This window comes from Enterobacter cloacae complex sp. P18RS (assembly GCF_014982105.1).
GTDB lineage: Bacteria > Pseudomonadota > Gammaproteobacteria > Enterobacterales > Enterobacteriaceae > Enterobacter > Enterobacter hormaechei_C.
On the sequence record NZ_JADCKV010000023.1, the window covers coordinates 40700 to 57629 of the forward strand.

A 16930-nucleotide genomic window follows, 5' to 3' on the forward strand; every position below is an offset into this window, starting at 1 on the left:
TTGTGCCGGGTGGCGGCTTCGCCTTACCCGGCCTACAAGATCCTCCAACCGTAGGCCGGGTAAGCGCAGCGCCACCCGGCGAAGGCGAAACCGCTGCGCCACACTCAGACAATTCCCGACAGTCTTCCATATTTCCTCCATTTTTTCGCTGTGTTAGCTGACTAAACTAGTATCATTCCCCGAAAGAGTTTCAGGATGAGAACGTATAACGATGAAAGGCAGTAACAAATCCCGCTGGGCAATCGCCGTTGGTCTGATTGTGGTGGTCCTGGCCGCCGCCTGGTATTGGCACAGCCAGTCCGCGAACTCCACGGCACCTGCTGGCGCTAATAGCCCCTCACAACGCTCAACGGGCGGCGGGCGCCACGCTATGCGCGGCGGTGCGCTGGCACCGGTGCAGGCGGCAACGGCGGTGAATAAAGCGGTGCCTCGTTATCTCTCCGGGCTGGGAACCATCACCGCCGCCAACACCGTGACGGTACGTAGCCGCGTGGACGGTCAGTTGATGGCCATCCATTTCCAGGAAGGTCAGCAGGTAAAAGCCGGCGATCTGCTGGCGGAAATCGATCCAAGCCAGTTTAAGGTTGCCCTGGCGCAGGCGCAGGGGCAGCTCGCGAAAGACAAAGCCACCCTCGCCAATGCCCGCCGCGATTTAGCCCGCTATCAGCAGCTGGTAAAAACCAACCTCGTGTCGCGCCAGGAGCTGGACACCCAGCAGTCTCTGGTCAGTGAATCTCAGGGCACCATCAAGGCCGACGAAGCCGCGGTCGCCAGCGCCCAGCTCCAGCTCGACTGGAGCCGGATCACCGCGCCGATTGACGGCCGCGTAGGCCTGAAACAGGTTGATATCGGCAACCAAATCTCCAGCGGCGATACCACGGGCATCGTGGTGATCACCCAGACGCACCCTATCGATCTCGTTTTTACCCTGCCGGAAAGCGACATTGCGACGGTGATACAGGCGCAGAAGGCCGGAAAAGCGCTGGTGGTTGAAGCCTGGGATCGCACCAACAAGCAGAAGCTGAGCGAAGGTTCGCTGTTGAGCCTGGATAACCAGATCGACACCACCACCGGCACCATTAAGCTAAAAGCACGCTTCAACAATCAGGACGATGCCCTGTTCCCGAATCAGTTCGTCAACGCGCGAATGCTGGTCGCGACCGAAGAAAACGCGGTGGTGATCCCGACGGCGGCCCTGCAAATGGGCAGTGAAGGCAATTTTGTCTGGGTGCTGAACAGCGAAAACAAGGTCAGCAAACACCTGGTGAAAACCGGCATCCAGGACAGCCAGACGGTGGTGATCAGCGCCGGGCTGTCCGCTGGCGACCGCGTCGTGACCGACGGTATTGACCGTCTGACCGAAGGGGCGCAGGTCGAGGTGGTGGAAGCGCAGGATACAGGAGCAAAAGCCTGATGCAGGTCTTGCCGCCGAGCTCTACAGGTGGGCCATCACGCCTGTTTATCTTACGTCCGGTTGCGACGACCCTGTTGATGGTGGCGATCCTGCTGGCCGGGATCATTGGCTACCGTTTGCTGCCCGTGTCGGCGCTGCCGGAAGTGGACTACCCGACCATTCAGGTTGTCACCCTCTATCCGGGCGCCAGTCCGGATGTGGTGACGTCCGCCATCACCGCCCCGCTGGAGCGTCAGTTTGGCCAGATGTCTGGCCTGAAGCAAATGTCCTCCCAGAGCTCCGGTGGCGCTTCGGTCGTCACGCTTCAGTTCCAGCTCACGCTGTCGCTGGACGTCGCTGAGCAGGAGGTGCAGGCCGCGATTAATGCCGCCACTAACCTGCTGCCGTCTGACCTGCCGAATCCACCGGTTTACAGCAAGGTCAACCCGGCGGATCCGCCGATCATGACCCTTGCCGTCACCTCCTCCGCCATGCCGATGACCCAGGTGGAAGACATGGTTGAAACCCGCGTGGCGCAGAAGATTTCGCAGGTGACCGGCGTGGGGCTGGTGACGCTGGCGGGCGGTCAACGCCCCGCCGTGCGCGTCAAACTGAATGCCCAGGCCATTGCCGCGCTGGGGTTAACCAGCGAAACCATTCGCACCGCCATCAGCAGCGCCAACGTCAACTCAGCGAAGGGTTCGCTGGACGGCCCGACCCGCGCGGTCACGCTCTCCGCCAACGACCAGATGCAGTCCGCCGATGAGTACCGTCAGCTGATCATTGCCTACCAGAACGGCGCGCCGATCCGTTTGGGCGACGTGGCAACCGTTGAACAAGGCGCGGAAAACAGCTGGCTCGGGGCGTGGGCCAATAAGCAGCAGGCGATTGTCATGAACGTTCAGCGCCAGCCGGGCGCGAACATTATTGATACCGCCGACAGCATTCGCACCATGCTGCCGCAGCTGGTGGAAAGCCTGCCAAAATCGGTCAGCGTGAAAGTGCTCTCTGACCGCACCACGAATATTCGCGCGTCAGTGACCGACACCCAGTTCGAGCTGATGCTGGCGATTGCGCTGGTGGTGATGATCATCTACCTGTTCCTGCGCAACGTCCCGGCAACCATCATTCCCGCCGTCGCCGTGCCGCTCTCGCTGGTCGGAACGTTCGCGGTGATGGTGTTCCTCGACTTCTCGATTAACAACCTGACGCTGATGGCGCTCACCATCGCCACCGGGTTTGTGGTGGACGACGCCATCGTGGTAATCGAGAACATCTCGCGCTATATCGAAAAAGGTGAAAAGCCGTTAGCCGCCGCGCTGAAGGGCGCGGGGGAGATCGGCTTTACCATTATCTCGCTCACCTTCTCGCTGATTGCGGTGCTGATCCCGCTGCTGTTTATGGGCGATATCGTCGGGCGGCTGTTCCGCGAGTTTGCCGTGACGCTGGCGGTCGCCATTCTGATCTCTGCCGTGGTGTCGCTGACGCTGACGCCGATGATGTGCGCCCGCATGCTGAGCCACGAGTCCTTGCGCAAGCAAAACCGCTTCTCGCGCGCCTCCGAGCGGATGTTCGAGCGCATTATCGCCGCCTACGGCCGCGTGCTGGCGAAAGTGCTGAACCATCCGTGGGCAACGCTCGGCGTGGCGCTCGGCACCCTGGCGCTCAGCGTCATGCTGTGGATTTTCATTCCGAAAGGCTTCTTCCCGATTCAGGACAACGGCATTATTCAGGGCACGCTTCAGGCGCCGCAGACGGTCTCCTTCGCCAACATGGCGCAGCGCCAGCAGCAGGTGTCTGAGATCATCATGAAAGATCCGGCCGTGGAAAGCCTGACTGCCTACGTGGGCGTGGACGGCACCAACCCGTCGCTCAACAGCGCGCGCCTGCAAATTAACCTTAAACCGCTCGATGACCGCGACGATCGCGTTAACGCGGTGATTGAACGCCTGCAAAGCGCGGTGGCGCGCGTGCCGGGCATTGAGCTGTATCTGCAACCGATCCAGGATTTAACCATTGATACGCAGGTGAGCCGCACGCAGTACCAGTTTACGCTCCAGGCCACCTCGCTTGAGGCACTGAGCACCTGGGTGCCGCAGCTGGTGGACAAGCTGAAAGCACTGCCGCAGGTTTCTGACGTCAGCAGCGACTGGCAGGATAAAGGGCTGGCGGCGTACGTGAACGTCAACCGCGACACCGCCAGCCGTCTGGGCATTACCATGTCCGACGTGGATAACGCCCTGTATAACGCCTTTGGCCAGCGCCTGATCTCCACCATCTATACCCAGGCCAACCAGTATCGCGTGGTGCTGGAACATAACACCGAAAACACGCCCGGGCTGGCCGCGCTGGACACGGTGCGCCTGACCAGCAAAGACGGCGGGATTGTGCCGCTCAGCGCCATTGCCAGCGTGGAAGAGCGCCACACCCCACTGTCGATTAACCATCTCGATCAGTTCCCGTCCACCACCATTTCCTTCAACGTGCCGGACGGGTATTCCCTGGGCGAAGCGGTGGAGGCCATTCTGGGCGCGGAGAAAGAACTCAGCTTCCCGTCCGATATTCAGACCCAGTTCCAGGGCAGTACGCTGGCGTTCCAGGCCGCGCTGGGCAGCACCGTCTGGCTGATTGTCGCGGCGGTGGTGGCGATGTATATCGTGCTTGGCGTGCTGTATGAAAGCTTTATCCATCCGATCACCATCCTCTCCACCCTGCCGACGGCGGGCGTGGGGGCGCTGCTGGCGCTGATGCTGGCGGGGAGCGAGCTGGACGTCATTGCGATCATCGGCATCATCCTGCTTATCGGCATTGTGAAGAAAAACGCCATCATGATGATCGACTTTGCGCTGGCCGCCGAGCGCGAGCAGGGTATGGCGCCGCGCGAGGCCATTTACCAGGCCTGTCTGCTGCGTTTTCGTCCGATCCTGATGACCACCCTCGCCGCCCTGCTGGGCGCGCTGCCGCTGATGCTGAGCACCGGCGTGGGGGCCGAACTGCGCCGTCCGCTGGGCATCGGGATGGTGGGCGGCCTGCTGGTGAGCCAGGTGCTGACGCTGTTTACCACGCCGGTTATCTACCTGCTGTTTGACCGTCTGGCCCTGTGGACGAAAAACCGCTTCCCGAAACGTGAAGAGGAGGCGTAAGTGAAGTTTTTCGCCCTCTTCATTTACCGTCCGGTGGCGACGATTTTACTCTCCGTCGCTATTACCCTGTGCGGCGTGCTGGGCTTCCGGCTGCTGCCGGTGGCCCCGCTGCCGCAGGTCGATTTCCCGGTGATCATGGTCAGCGCCTCGCTGCCGGGTGCCTCGCCGGAGACCATGGCGTCATCAGTGGCGACGCCGCTTGAGCGCTCGCTTGGGCGAATTGCCGGGGTTAACGAGATGACCTCCAGCAGTTCGCTGGGCAGCACCCGCATCATTCTGGAATTTAACTTCGACCGGGACATCAACGGCGCGGCGCGTGACGTGCAGGCCGCGATAAACGCCGCCCAAAGCCTGCTGCCAAGCGGCATGCCGAGCCGTCCAACCTACCGCAAGGCTAACCCGTCCGACGCGCCGATCATGATCCTGACGCTCACGTCAGAGACCTACTCCCAGGGCGAGCTGTATGATTTTGCCTCCACCCAGCTGGCGCAAACCATCGCCCAGATTGACGGCGTGGGCGACGTGGACGTCGGCGGCAGCTCTCTGCCCGCCGTGCGCGTGGGGCTGAATCCGCAGGCGCTGTTTAACCAGGGCGTATCGCTGGACGACGTGCGTTCCGCCATCAGCAACGCCAACGTGCGTAAGCCGCAGGGCGCAATTGAGGACAACAGCCACCGCTGGCAGATCCAGACCAACGATGAGCTGAAAACCGCCGCCGAGTATCAGCCGTTGATTATTCACTACAACAACGGTGCGGCGGTGCGCCTGAGCGACGTCGCCAGCGTCACCGATTCGGTGCAGGACGTGCGTAACGCCGGGATGACCAACGCCAAACCGGCGATTTTGCTGATGATCCGCAAACTGCCGGAAGCCAACATCATCCAGACGGTGAACAGCATCCGCGCGCGCCTGCCGGAGCTTCAGGAAACGATTCCGGCGGCCATCGACCTCCAGATTGCGCAGGACCGCTCCCCTACCATCCGCGCCTCGCTTGAGGAGGTAGAGCAAACGCTGATCATCTCCGTCGCGCTGGTGATCCTGGTGGTGTTCCTGTTCCTGCGCTCGGGGCGCGCAACGCTGATCCCGGCGGTGGCGGTTCCGGTATCGCTGATAGGCACCTTTGCCGCCATGTACCTGTGTGGGTTTAGTCTTAACAACCTGTCGCTGATGGCGCTGACGATTGCCACCGGGTTTGTAGTGGATGACGCCATCGTGGTGCTGGAGAATATCTCGCGCCATCTGGAAGCGGGCATGAAGCCGCTCCAGGCGGCGCTTCAGGGGACGCGCGAAGTGGGCTTCACGGTTCTGTCCATGAGCCTGTCGCTGGTGGCGGTGTTCCTGCCGCTGCTGCTGATGGGCGGCCTGCCGGGGCGACTGCTGCGCGAATTTGCCGTCACGCTTTCCGTCGCCATCGGTATCTCCCTGGTGATTTCGCTGACGCTGACGCCGATGATGTGCGGCTGGATGCTAAAGCGCAGCCAACCTCACTCGCAGCCGCGCAGGAAAGGCTTTGGCCGCGTCCTGATGGCGATGCAGTCAGGCTATGGCAAATCGCTGAAATGGGTGCTGAACCACACGCGTCTTGTCGGGCTGGTGCTGATCGGCACCATTGTGCTCAACGTCTGGATGTATATCACCATCCCGAAAACCTTCTTCCCGGAGCAGGATACCGGCGTGCTGATGGGCGGTATTCAGGCGGACCAGAGTATTTCGTTCCAGGCGATGCGGGGCAAACTGCAAGACTTTATGAAAATCATCCGGGAAGATCCGGCCGTGGATAACGTCACCGGCTTTACCGGCGGCTCACGCGTTAACAGCGGGATGATGTTTATTACCCTTAAGCCGCGCGGTGAACGTCACGAAACGGCGCAGCAGATCATTGACCGCCTGCGGCTGAAGCTTGCCAAAGAGCCGGGGGCAAATCTGTTTTTGATGGCCGTTCAGGATATCCGCGTCGGCGGACGACAGGCTAACGCCAGCTATCAGTACACCCTGCTCTCAGATGACTTAGCCGCCCTGCGCGAGTGGGAGCCGAAGATCCGTAAAGCGCTGGCCGCGCTGCCGCAGCTGGCGGACGTGAACTCCGACAGCCAGAATAACGGCGCCGAGATGGCGCTCACCTACGATCGCGAAACCATGTCCCGCCTGGGCATTAACGTTGAAGCGGCCAACAGCCTGCTTAACAACGCCTTCGGGCAGCGTGAAGTCTCCACCATCTATCAGCCGATGAACCAGTACAAGGTGGTGATGGAAGTTGATCCGCGCTACACCCAGGACATCAGCGCGCTGGACAAGATGTTTGTGATCAATAATGACGGCAAGGCGATCCCCCTGTCGTACTTCGCCAGCTGGCAGCCGTCGAACGCGCCGCTGTCGGTGAACCACCAGGGGCTTTCCGCCGCCTCGACCGTGTCGTTTAACCTGCCAACCGGCTCGTCGCTGTCTGAGGCCAGCGACGCCATCAACCGCGCCATGACCCAGCTCGGGGTGCCCTCCTCCGTGCGCGGCAGCTTTGCCGGTACGGCGCAGGTGTTCCAGGACACCATGAACTCGCAGGTCATTTTGATCCTGGCGGCTATTGCCACGGTTTATATCGTGCTGGGCGTGCTGTACGAAAGCTATGTGCACCCGTTGACCATTCTCTCCACGCTGCCTTCTGCGGGCGTGGGGGCGCTGCTGGCGCTGGAGCTGTTCGGTGCCCCGTTCAGCCTAATCGCGCTCATCGGGATCATGCTATTAATAGGTATTGTGAAGAAAAACGCGATTATGATGGTCGACTTTGCCCTGGACGCCCAGCGTAACGGCAACCTGACGCCGGACGAGGCGATATTCCAGGCCTGTCTGCTGCGTTTTCGCCCGATCATGATGACCACGCTGGCCGCGCTGTTCGGTGCGCTACCGCTGGTCATATCCGGTGGTGACGGCTCTGAACTGCGCCAGCCGCTGGGGATCACGATTGTCGGCGGCCTGGTGATGAGCCAGCTGCTGACGCTCTACACCACGCCGGTAGTCTATCTGTTCTTTGACCGACTGCGGCTGCGTTTTTCGCGTAAAAAGAGAACCACGGTGACCGAGTAAATGACCGACCTACCCAGTAATGTTCGCTGGCAATTGTGGATCGTCGCGTTCGGCTTCTTTATGCAGTCGCTGGACACGACCATCGTGAACACCGCCCTCCCCTCGATGGCGAAAAGCCTGGGGGAGAGCCCGCTGCACATGCATATGGTGATTGTCGCCTACGTGCTGACGGTCGCCGTGATGCTGCCCGCCAGCGGCTGGCTGGCGGATAAAGTCGGTGTGCGAAACATCTTCTTCACCGCCATTGTGCTGTTTACCACCGGGTCGCTGTTTTGCGCCCAGGCCAATACCCTCGACCAGCTGGTGATGGCGCGCGTGCTACAGGGCGTCGGCGGCGCGATGATGGTGCCCGTCGGGCGGTTAACGGTGATGAAAATTGTTCCGCGCGCGCAGTATATGGCGGCGATGACCTTCGTCACCCTGCCCGGTCAGGTCGGCCCGCTGCTTGGCCCGGCGCTGGGCGGTATTCTGGTGGAGTATGCCTCCTGGCACTGGATCTTCCTGATCAACCTGCCGGTCGGTATTATCGGCGCGATTGCCACCCTGACGCTGATGCCGAACTATAAAATGCAGACCCGGCGCTTTGATTTCGTTGGCTTTATCCTGCTGGCGGCTGGCATGGCGACGCTCACCCTGGCCCTCGACGGGCAAAAAGGGCTGGGGATCTCCTCCCTGTCGCTCGCCCTGCTGGTGGCGCTGGGGATCACCGCGATTCTCTGGTATCTGTGGCATGCCAGAGGCAACGCTAACGCGCTGTTCAGCCTGAATCTGTTCAGAAATCCCACCTACCGTCTTGGTCTCTTCGGCAGCTTTGCCGGACGCATCGGCAGCGGCATGTTGCCGTTTATGACGCCGGTGTTTTTACAGATTGGGATGGGCTTCTCGCCGTTCCACGCCGGGCTGATGATGATCCCGATGGTGCTCGGCAGCATGGGGATGAAGCGTATTGTGGTGCAGGTGGTGAACCGCTTTGGCTATCGCCGGGTGCTGGTGACCGCCACGATCGGGCTGGCGTTGGTTTGCCTGCTGTTTATGGCCGTGGCGCTGCTGGGCTGGTACTACATCCTGCCGCTGGTGCTGTTCTGCCAGGGGATCATCAACTCCATGCGCTTCTCGTCGATGAACACCCTGACGCTGAAAGATCTGCCGGACGAGCTGGCGAGCAGTGGTAACAGCCTGCTGTCGATGATCATGCAGCTCTCCATGAGCGTGGGGGTCACGGTCGCCGGATTGCTGCTCGGCATGTACGGGCAGCACCATCTCAGCGCCGACACCCCCGTCGCGCATCAGGTCTTTTTATACACTTACCTCAGCATGGCGGTAATTATCGCCCTGCCCGCTTTTATCTTTGTCAGAGTACCGAATGACACGACCAAAAACGTCGTGATCCGACGCGGCAAAAGGAGTGCACCATGAAATTCTGGCGTCCGGGGATCACCGGTAAGCTTTTTGTGGCGATTTTCGCCACCTGTATCGTTCTGCTGATTACCATGCACTGGGCGGTGCGGGTCAGCTTTGAGCGCGGCTTTATTGACTACATTAAGCACGGTAACGAACAGCGACTACAGGGCTTAAGCGACGCGCTGGGCGAACAGTATAGCCTGCACGGTAACTGGCGTTTTCTGCGCAATAACGATCGCTTTGTGTTTCAAATCCTGCGCTCGCTGGAGCACGATAATGACGACGACCGCCCGGGGCCGGGCATGCCGCCGCACGGCTGGCGCACCCAGTTCTGGGTGATAGATCAGGAGATGCGCGTGCTCGTTGGCCCACGCTCTCCGGTACCGCCGGACGGTACAAAGCGCGCCATCACCTCGAACGGCGCGACGGTGGGCTGGGTTATCGCCTCGCCGGTCGAGCGGCTGACGCGCAACACCGACATCAACTTTGACCGCCAGCAGCGTCAGACCAGCTGGCTGATTGTCGCGCTTTCTACCCTGCTTGCGGCGCTCGCCACCTTCCCGCTGGCGCGCGGCCTGCTGGCGCCGGTTAAGCGCCTGGTGGAAGGCACGCACAAGCTGGCGGCGGGTGATTTCTCGACCCGCGTGGACACCCGCAGCCAGGATGAACTGGGCAAGCTGGCGCAGGACTTCAACCAGCTCGCCAGCACGCTGGAAAAAAACCAGCAGATGCGCCGCGACTTTATGGCCGACATTTCGCACGAGCTGCGCACCCCGCTGGCGGTGCTGCGCGGCGAGCTGGAGGCGATTCAGGATGGCGTGCGGCAGTTCACCCCCGAGTCCGTGGCCTCGCTTCAGGCGGAAGTCGGCACGCTGACCAAGCTGGTGGACGATCTGCATCAGCTTTCCATGTCCGACGAAGGCGCCCTGGCCTACCAGAAAGCCCCAGTCGACGTGATCAATATCCTTGAAGTCGTGACCGGCGCATTCCGCGAACGCTTCGCCAGCCGTGACCTGAAAATCAACCTTTCGCTGCCGGACAGCGCGGTGGTATTTGGCGACAGAGATCGCCTGATGCAGCTATTCAATAATCTGCTGGAGAACAGCCTCCGCTACACCGACGGCGGCGGCGCGCTGCATATCTCCGGCAGGCAGGAAAACGGGCGCTTTGCCCTGACCTTTGCGGACTCCGCCCCTGGCGTGAAAGATGCGCAGCTGGAAAAACTGTTCGAGCGCTTCTATCGTACCGAAGGTTCACGCAACCGCGCCAGCGGCGGTTCCGGCCTTGGGCTGGCGATTTGCGTTAACATTGTGGAGGCCCACGGCGGCACCATCCGCGCCGCCCATTCGCCTTTTGGCGGGGTTAGCATTACAGTAGAGTTACCTCTGGAACGGGATTTATCGAGGGAAGCATGACCGAGTTACCGATTGACGACAACACACCGCGTATTTTGATCGTGGAAGACGAGCCTAAACTTGGGCAACTGCTGATCGACTATCTGCGTGCCGCAAGTTACGCGCCAACGCTTATCAGCCACGGCGACCAGGTGCTGCCCTACGTGCGCCAGACGCCGCCGGATCTGATCCTGCTGGATCTGATGCTGCCGGGTACCGACGGCCTGACCCTGTGCCGGGAAATTCGTCGTTTCTCCGATGTGCCCATCGTGATGGTGACGGCCAAAATCGAAGAGATCGACCGTCTGCTGGGGCTCGAAATCGGCGCCGACGATTACATCTGCAAGCCTTACAGTCCGCGGGAGGTGGTCGCTCGGGTGAAAACCATCCTCCGCCGCTGTAAGCCACAGCGTGAATTGCAGGTGCTGGATGCGCAAAGCCCGCTGATCGTCGACGAAAGCCGCTTCCAGGCGAGCTGGCGCAGCAAACTATTGGATCTTACCCCAGCGGAGTTCCGCCTGCTGAAAACGCTCTCCCACGAGCCGGGAAAAGTGTTTTCCCGCGAGCAGTTGCTCAACCATCTGTATGACGATTACCGCGTGGTGACCGACCGCACCATCGACAGCCACATCAAAAACCTGCGCCGCAAGCTGGAGGCACTGGACGCCGACCAGTCGTTTATTCGCGCGGTGTACGGCGTGGGTTATCGCTGGGAAGCGGATGCGTGCAGGATTGCCTGAATAACCCTCCCTCACCCTGCCCTCTCCCCAAAGGGGAGAGGGCAGGGTGAGGGGCAAAGCTTTACCTCTCTTCCCCGCAGCGCTACAATGCCCGCCCTTAAAGTGGGGGATCTCCCCTTACCGCTGCACCAGGTGCACGCGGATCTGACCTGTCATCAGAACGAGAACAAACATGTTTAAACCGGAACTCCTTTCCCCGGCGGGAACGCTGCAAAATATGCGTTACGCTTTCGCCTATGGTGCCGACGCCGTTTACGCGGGCCAGCCGCGCTACTCGCTGCGCGTGCGTAACAACGAATTCAACCACGAGAATCTTCAGCTCGGCATCAATGAAGCGCATGCCCTGGGCAAAAAATTCTACGTGGTGGTGAACATCGCGCCGCACAACGCCAAGCTGAAAACGTTCATTCGCGACCTGAAGCCGGTCGTGGAGATGGGGCCGGACGCGCTGATCATGTCGGACCCGGGTTTAATCATGCTGGTTCGGGAGAACTTCCCGGAGATGGACATTCACCTCTCGGTGCAGGCTAACGCCGTCAACTGGGCAACGGTGAAATTCTGGAAACAGATGGGGCTGACCCGCGTCATTCTGTCCCGCGAGCTGTCCCTCGAAGAGATCGAAGAGATCCGCACCCAGGTGCCGGATATGGAGATCGAAATCTTCGTTCACGGCGCGCTGTGCATGGCCTACTCCGGCCGCTGCCTGCTCTCTGGCTACATCAACAAGCGTGACCCGAACCAGGGCACCTGCACCAACGCCTGCCGCTGGGAATATAACGTTCAGGAAGGCAAAGAAGATGACATCGGCAATATCGTGCACAAACACGAGCCGATCCCGGTCACCAACGTTGAGCCAACGCTGGGTATCGGCGCGCCTACCGACAGCGTGTTTATGATCGAAGAAGCCAAACGTCCGGGCGAATACATGACCGCCTTCGAAGACGAGCATGGCACCTACATCATGAACTCCAAAGATCTGCGCGCCATCGCACACGTCGAGCGTTTAACCCAGATGGGCGTACACTCCCTGAAAATCGAAGGCCGCACCAAGTCTTACTACTACTGCGCCCGTACCGCACAGGTGTATCGCAAAGCCATCGACGATGCCGCCGCCGGCAAACCGTTCGACACCAGCCTGCTGGAAACGCTGGAAGGTCTGGCGCATCGCGGCTATACCGAAGGTTTCCTGCGTCGTCACACCCACGACGACTACCAGAACTACGAGCATGGCTACTCTATTTCCGAACGCCAGCAGTTTGTAGGCGACTTCACCGGCGAACGTAAAGGTCCGCTGGCCGCCGTCGCCGTAAAAAACAAATTCACTAAAGGCGACAGCCTGGAGCTGATGACGCCTCAGGGCAACATGAACTTCCGCCTCGAGCACCTGGAAAACAAAAAAGGTGAGGCGATAGAGGTCGCACCTGGCGACGGCCATGTGGTCTGGCTGCCGGTTCCTGAAGAGGTAGAGCTGGAGTTTGCACTGCTGATGCGTAATTTTGAAGGTGAAAATACCCGAAATCCACACGGCAAATAGTTAATCAACGGGATTTTTTCACGCCGGGATAATTCTTAGAATCGGATCACATACCGCTTCGTTCAATACGGGTATTATCCCCCCGCTGAAAAACATAACCCATAAATGCTAGCTGTACCAGGAACCACCTCCTTAGCCTGCGTAATCTCCCTTACGCGGGCTTATTTTTTGCCTTTCATCCTGTTCTTACCCGCTTTTTCCTTCTCTGGGATACACTCTTTCTATAGTTAAAAAAGGGAGCAACCCGGATGGCATCCTATCCAGACAGTTTATTAATTCTCAATGGCAAAAGTGCAGGCAACGATCTGTTGCGCCAGGCGATCACCGAATTGCGTGAAGATGGCGCGCGCATTCACGTGCGGGTGACCTTTGAAAAAGGCGATGCGGCACGCTATATCGACGAAGGCATCAGGTTAGGCGCTGAGACCATCATTTCAGGCGGCGGCGACGGAACAATCAACGAGATCGCTGGTGCGCTTATTGACCTCAACACAGCACATCGCCCGGTGATGGGCATTTTACCGCTCGGTACCGCCAATGATTTTGCCACCAGCGCCGGCATACCTGAGGATTTAGGCAAAGCGCTGCAACTGGCTATCCTCGGGAAAGCGACCGCCGTCGACATTGCGCAGGTGAATGAAAGAACCTGCTTTATCAACATGGCAACGGGCGGTTTCGGCACGCGGATCACCAGCGAAACGCCGGAGAAGCTGAAAGCCGCGCTGGGCGGCGTCTCGTACCTCATTCACGGCCTGATGCGCATGGACACCCTCAAGCCCGACAGCTGTGAAATCCACGGTGAGAACTTCCACTGGCAGGGCGACGCGCTGGTGATTGGTATCGGCAACGGACGTCAGGCAGGCGGCGGACAGCAGCTTTGCCCGGAAGCCCTGATTAATGATGGTCAGCTACAGCTGCGCATTTTTACTGGCGACGGGCTGCTGCCCGCGCTGTTTACGACGCTGACGCAGCCAGAGGAGAGCCCCAATATCATCGCCGGGAAATCCGCGTGGTTTGAAGTGATCGCCCCACACGGCATGACCTTTAACCTTGATGGCGAACCGCTGAGCGGAGAGAAATTCCGCATCGAAGTTGTTCCGGGCGCGTTGCAGTGCCGATTACCGCCGGATTGTCAGCTCTTGCGCTGATGGTTTGCCGGGTGGCGGCTACGCCTTACCCGGCCTACAGGACCGATCGCGTAGTCGCCACCCGGCTACCTAATACACCGCCACCTCCCGCGCCATCTCGCGGGAATACTGCTGTGAGGCATTGACCAGCATCCGCGTATAGTCGGTTTTGGCCTGCCCGGCGACCAGTTCGTCCACCGTCAGGCTTTCAAGGATTTTGCCATACTGCATTACCGCCACCTTCTGACACAGATGGGCAATCACGCCCAGATCGTGGGTGACCATCAGGTAGGTCAGGTTCGACTCACGCTGAAGTTCCGCCAGCAGGTTGAGGATTTCCGCCTGCACCGAGACGTCCAGCGCCGAGGTAGGTTCATCCAGCAGCAGCACCTGCGGCTCCAGAATCAGCGCCCTGGCAATCGCCACGCGCTGGCGCTGCCCGCCGGAAAGCTGGTGCGGATAGCGATCGCGAAACGCCCGGCTAAGCCCAACTTTATCCAGCAGGGCGTGAACGCGCCGCTCCCGATTTTTTATGCGGTGAATGTGCAGCGGCTCTTCCAGAATATCGCCGATGGTGTGACGCGGATGCAAAGAGCCGTACGGATCCTGAAATACCATCTGCACCCGGCGGCAGCGTTCCGGGCTGATACGTTTTTCCAGCCGCTTGCCGTTAATCGCCAGCTCGCCCTCCCAGTGGGTAAACAGCCCGGCAAGGCATTTCAGCACCGTGGTTTTGCCCGAACCGGACTCCCCCACCAGGCCGTAAATCTCGCCGTCCCTCACGCTGATATTCACATCGTCCAGCACCTGATTACGCTTCTCGCCCTCGCCAAACGTCAGGTTAAGGTGTTGTATCTCGATCATCTCTGCTCCTTACTCGGTGAGCCAGCTGGCCTGACGCTGTAATACCGGCAGCGTCGGTCGGCGATGATTTATTTCCGGTAGCGCGCTGATGAGCCCCTGGGTGTAGGGATGCCTGGCGTTGTGCAGATCCTTCGCGGCAATCGACTCCACCACCCGTCCGGCGTACATCACCAGCACCCGGTCGCAGAAGCTGCGCACCAGGTTGATGTCGTGGCTGATAAAGATCAGCCCCAGACCGCGGGACTGCACCAGGTCATCCAGTAACCCCAGCACCTGCAAACGCACCGACACGTCCAGCGCCGAAGTCGGCTCGTCGGCAATGACCAGCTCGGGATCGGCGATCAGCATCATGGCGATCATGATGCGTTGCCCCTGCCCGCCGGAAATCTCGTGCGGACAGAGGTGATACACCCGCTCCGGCTGGCGAATGCGCACCACGTCGAGCATCTCCAGCACTCTGGCTTTGGCTTCCGCCTTGCGCCCCGGATGATGGGTCAGCCAGGCTTCGGCAATTTGGTCGCCCACGCACACCACCGGGTTAAGGGAGTATTTCGGGTCCTGCATGATCATTGAGATGCGCTTGCCGCGAATGCCGCGCATCTGCGCCTCGCTGACGGCCTGTAAATCGACATCGCCAAACTGCATCCGCGCGGCGCGGATCTGCGCTTTGGCCGGATGCAGGCGTAGCAGCGCCCGCCCGACGGTGGATTTACCGGAACCGGATTCACCGACAATCGCCAGCTTTTCGCGTCCGAGCTGGAAAGAGACGCCGCGCACCGCGTGGGTGACCGCGTCGCCGTTGATAAAATCGACGTGGAGATCGCGCACGTCGAGCATCGGGTTATTCGCTACGAGGATCGAGGATGTCACGCAGGCCATCTCCTAAGAAGTTGAACGCCAGACTGTTGATCAGGATCGCCAGCCCCGGAATAGTCACCACCCACCAGCACTCCATCATGTAGGTACGACCGCTGGAGATCATCGCTCCCCACTCCGGCTCCGGCGGCTGTGCGCCAAGGCCAAGAAAGCCCAGCCCGGCGGCGGTGAGAATGATCCCCGCCATGTTCATGGTGATGCGGATAATCACTGACGGCAGGCACAGCGGGACGATGTGACGCCACAGTACGCGCACCGGGGAAGCACCCTGAAGCCGCACGGCGGAGATAAAATCGGCCTGGCGCAGAGAGAGAGTTTCGGCGCGCGCCAGACGGGCAATCGGCGGCCAGGCGGTGAGCGTAATCGCAATCACCACGTGCTCCAGCCCCGGCCCGAGCGCCGCGACAAACGCCAGCGCCAGCACCAGGCTCGGGAAGGAGATAAAGATATCGGTGACGCGCATCAGCACCGCGTCCACCCTGCCGCCGAAGTAGCCTGCGGTCACGCCCAGCAGCAGCCCCAGCGGGCCAACGGTCACGGAGACCAGCAGCACGATGTAGAGCGTGATGCGCGCGCCGTACACCAGCCGGCTGAAGATGTCCCGGCCAAACTCGTCGGTGCCGAACCAGTGCAGTGCGTTCGGGGCGACCAGCGCGTTATTGAGGTCCTGCACCAGCGGGTTGTACGGCGCGATCAGCGGGGCAAACGCCGCCACAATCAGCAGCAGCAGGATAATCCCGCCGCCGATGGCGGTGAGCGGATTGCGCGCCATCTTGCCGACGAAGCCCGCGGCGCGGCCCAGCGTGCGTCTGATACGCTGGCGGCGTTCGGATGGCCCGGTCCCCAGCGGCGAATCCAGAGAAACGGTCATGATTTCGTCCTCGGGTCAAAGAGTTGATACAGCATGTCGGAGAGCAGGTTCAGCATCACGAAGATGACCCCCACCAGCAGCACGCAGCCCATGACCGCGTTCATATCCCCGAGCAGCAGGCTGCCGGTGAGATACGAACCGAAGCCCGGCCAGGAGAAGACGGTTTCAATCAGCACCGCCCCCTCCAGCAGCGAGCCGTAGGCCAGCGCCACTACCGTCAGGAGCTGCACGAGAATGTTGCGAAACGCGTGATTCCAGATCACCTGACGTTCAGTTAAGCCCTTCACCCGGGCAGTGATAATGAACTCCTGCGACAGCTGCGCCAGCATGAAGCTGCGGGTCATGCGGCTGATATAGGCCAGCGAGTGGAAGCCAAGCAGCGACGCGGGCAAAACCAGATGGTTAATGGCGTTCCAGAACACCGCGCCGTTCCCGGCCAGCAGCGCATCCACCGTCATCAGTCCGGTGCGGCGTGGGACTACCCCCTCCAGTCCGAGATCCACACGCCC

12 protein-coding genes are annotated in these 16930 nt (G+C 60.4%); 8 read left to right on the plus strand and 4 right to left on the minus strand.

All coding sequences use genetic code 11. From position 1 onward, the window contains the following. Positions 1-211 precede the first annotated feature (211 nt). The 8 genes from INF61_RS17725 (at position 212) to yegS (ending at position 13831) form a co-directional block, all read left to right on the plus strand. On the plus strand, positions 212-1414 hold the full coding sequence (locus INF61_RS17725; protein ID WP_017693081.1) for an MdtA/MuxA family multidrug efflux RND transporter periplasmic adaptor subunit: 1203 nt from the start codon (positions 212-214) through the stop codon (positions 1412-1414). Next, positions 1414-4536: an MdtB/MuxB family multidrug efflux RND transporter permease subunit gene (locus tag INF61_RS17730; protein WP_193547964.1), complete on the plus strand. Its 3123-nt coding sequence runs from the start codon at positions 1414-1416 to the stop codon at positions 4534-4536. Before INF61_RS17725 ends, INF61_RS17730 begins: the two co-directional genes overlap by 1 nt. Then, positions 4537-7614: a multidrug efflux RND transporter permease subunit MdtC gene (gene mdtC / locus INF61_RS17735; protein WP_017693079.1), complete on the plus strand. Its 3078-nt coding sequence runs from the start codon at positions 4537-4539 to the stop codon at positions 7612-7614. After that, positions 7615-9030: an MFS transporter gene (locus INF61_RS17740; RefSeq protein WP_015572366.1), complete on the plus strand. Its 1416-nt coding sequence runs from the start codon at positions 7615-7617 to the stop codon at positions 9028-9030. Then, positions 9027-10430: a two-component system sensor histidine kinase BaeS gene (gene baeS / locus INF61_RS17745; protein WP_015572365.1), complete on the plus strand. Its 1404-nt coding sequence runs from the start codon at positions 9027-9029 to the stop codon at positions 10428-10430. Before INF61_RS17740 ends, baeS begins: the two co-directional genes overlap by 4 nt. Then, entirely contained in the window at positions 10427-11149 is a 723-nt protein-coding gene (gene baeR / locus INF61_RS17750) for a two-component system response regulator BaeR (RefSeq protein ID WP_015572364.1), read from the plus strand. The genes baeS and baeR overlap by 4 nt, the downstream gene beginning before the upstream one ends. Before the next feature lie 172 nt (positions 11150-11321). After that, entirely contained in the window at positions 11322-12683 is a 1362-nt protein-coding gene (yegQ, locus tag INF61_RS17755; RefSeq protein WP_017383261.1) for a tRNA 5-hydroxyuridine modification protein YegQ, read from the plus strand. A 248-nt stretch (positions 12684-12931) separates the two neighbouring features. Further along, entirely contained in the window at positions 12932-13831 is a 900-nt protein-coding gene (gene yegS / locus INF61_RS17760; protein ID WP_015572360.1) for a lipid kinase YegS, read from the plus strand. Between the two features lie 69 nt (positions 13832-13900). On the opposite strand, the gene INF61_RS17765 is transcribed toward yegS, so the two are convergent. The 4 genes from INF61_RS17765 to INF61_RS17780 all read right to left on the minus strand — a co-directional run. Next, positions 13901-14674 carry an ABC transporter ATP-binding protein gene (locus INF61_RS17765; RefSeq protein ID WP_045339123.1) on the minus strand — a complete coding sequence of 258 codons (774 nt, stop codon included), beginning with the start codon at positions 14672-14674 and terminating at the stop codon, positions 13901-13903. Between the two features lie 9 nt (positions 14675-14683). After that, positions 14684-15544 carry an ABC transporter ATP-binding protein gene (locus INF61_RS17770; RefSeq protein WP_032104614.1) on the minus strand — a complete coding sequence of 287 codons (861 nt, stop codon included), beginning with the start codon at positions 15542-15544 and terminating at the stop codon, positions 14684-14686. Continuing rightward, positions 15516-16421, minus strand: a complete 906-nt coding sequence (locus INF61_RS17775) for an ABC transporter permease (RefSeq protein ID WP_015572358.1) — start codon at positions 16419-16421, stop codon at positions 15516-15518. Before INF61_RS17775 ends, INF61_RS17770 begins: the two co-directional genes overlap by 29 nt. Further along, a partial coding sequence (locus INF61_RS17780; RefSeq protein WP_193547965.1) for an ABC transporter permease occupies positions 16418-16930 on the minus strand: 513 nt, incomplete at its 5' end. The genes INF61_RS17775 and INF61_RS17780, both read right to left, overlap by 4 nt.

What these genes read in the sequence shown, in the direction of transcription:
- INF61_RS17730 (WP_193547964.1), top strand. Translation starts at nt 1,414, where the DNA reads ATGCAGGTCTTGCCGCCGAGCTCTACAGGTGGGCCATCACGCCTGTTT.
- yegS (WP_015572360.1), top strand. Translation starts at nt 12,932, where the DNA reads ATGGCATCCTATCCAGACAGTTTATTAATTCTCAATGGCAAAAGTGCA.
- baeR (WP_015572364.1), top strand. Translation starts at nt 10,427, where the DNA reads ATGACCGAGTTACCGATTGACGACAACACACCGCGTATTTTGATCGTG.
- INF61_RS17765 (WP_045339123.1), bottom strand. Translation starts at nt 14,674, where the DNA reads ATGATCGAGATACAACACCTTAACCTGACGTTTGGCGAGGGCGAGAAG.
- INF61_RS17725 (WP_017693081.1), top strand. Translation starts at nt 212, where the DNA reads ATGAAAGGCAGTAACAAATCCCGCTGGGCAATCGCCGTTGGTCTGATT.
- INF61_RS17740 (WP_015572366.1), top strand. Translation starts at nt 7,615, where the DNA reads ATGACCGACCTACCCAGTAATGTTCGCTGGCAATTGTGGATCGTCGCG.
- yegQ (WP_017383261.1), top strand. Translation starts at nt 11,322, where the DNA reads ATGTTTAAACCGGAACTCCTTTCCCCGGCGGGAACGCTGCAAAATATG.
- INF61_RS17775 (WP_015572358.1), bottom strand. Translation starts at nt 16,421, where the DNA reads ATGACCGTTTCTCTGGATTCGCCGCTGGGGACCGGGCCATCCGAACGC.
- baeS (WP_015572365.1), top strand. Translation starts at nt 9,027, where the DNA reads ATGAAATTCTGGCGTCCGGGGATCACCGGTAAGCTTTTTGTGGCGATT.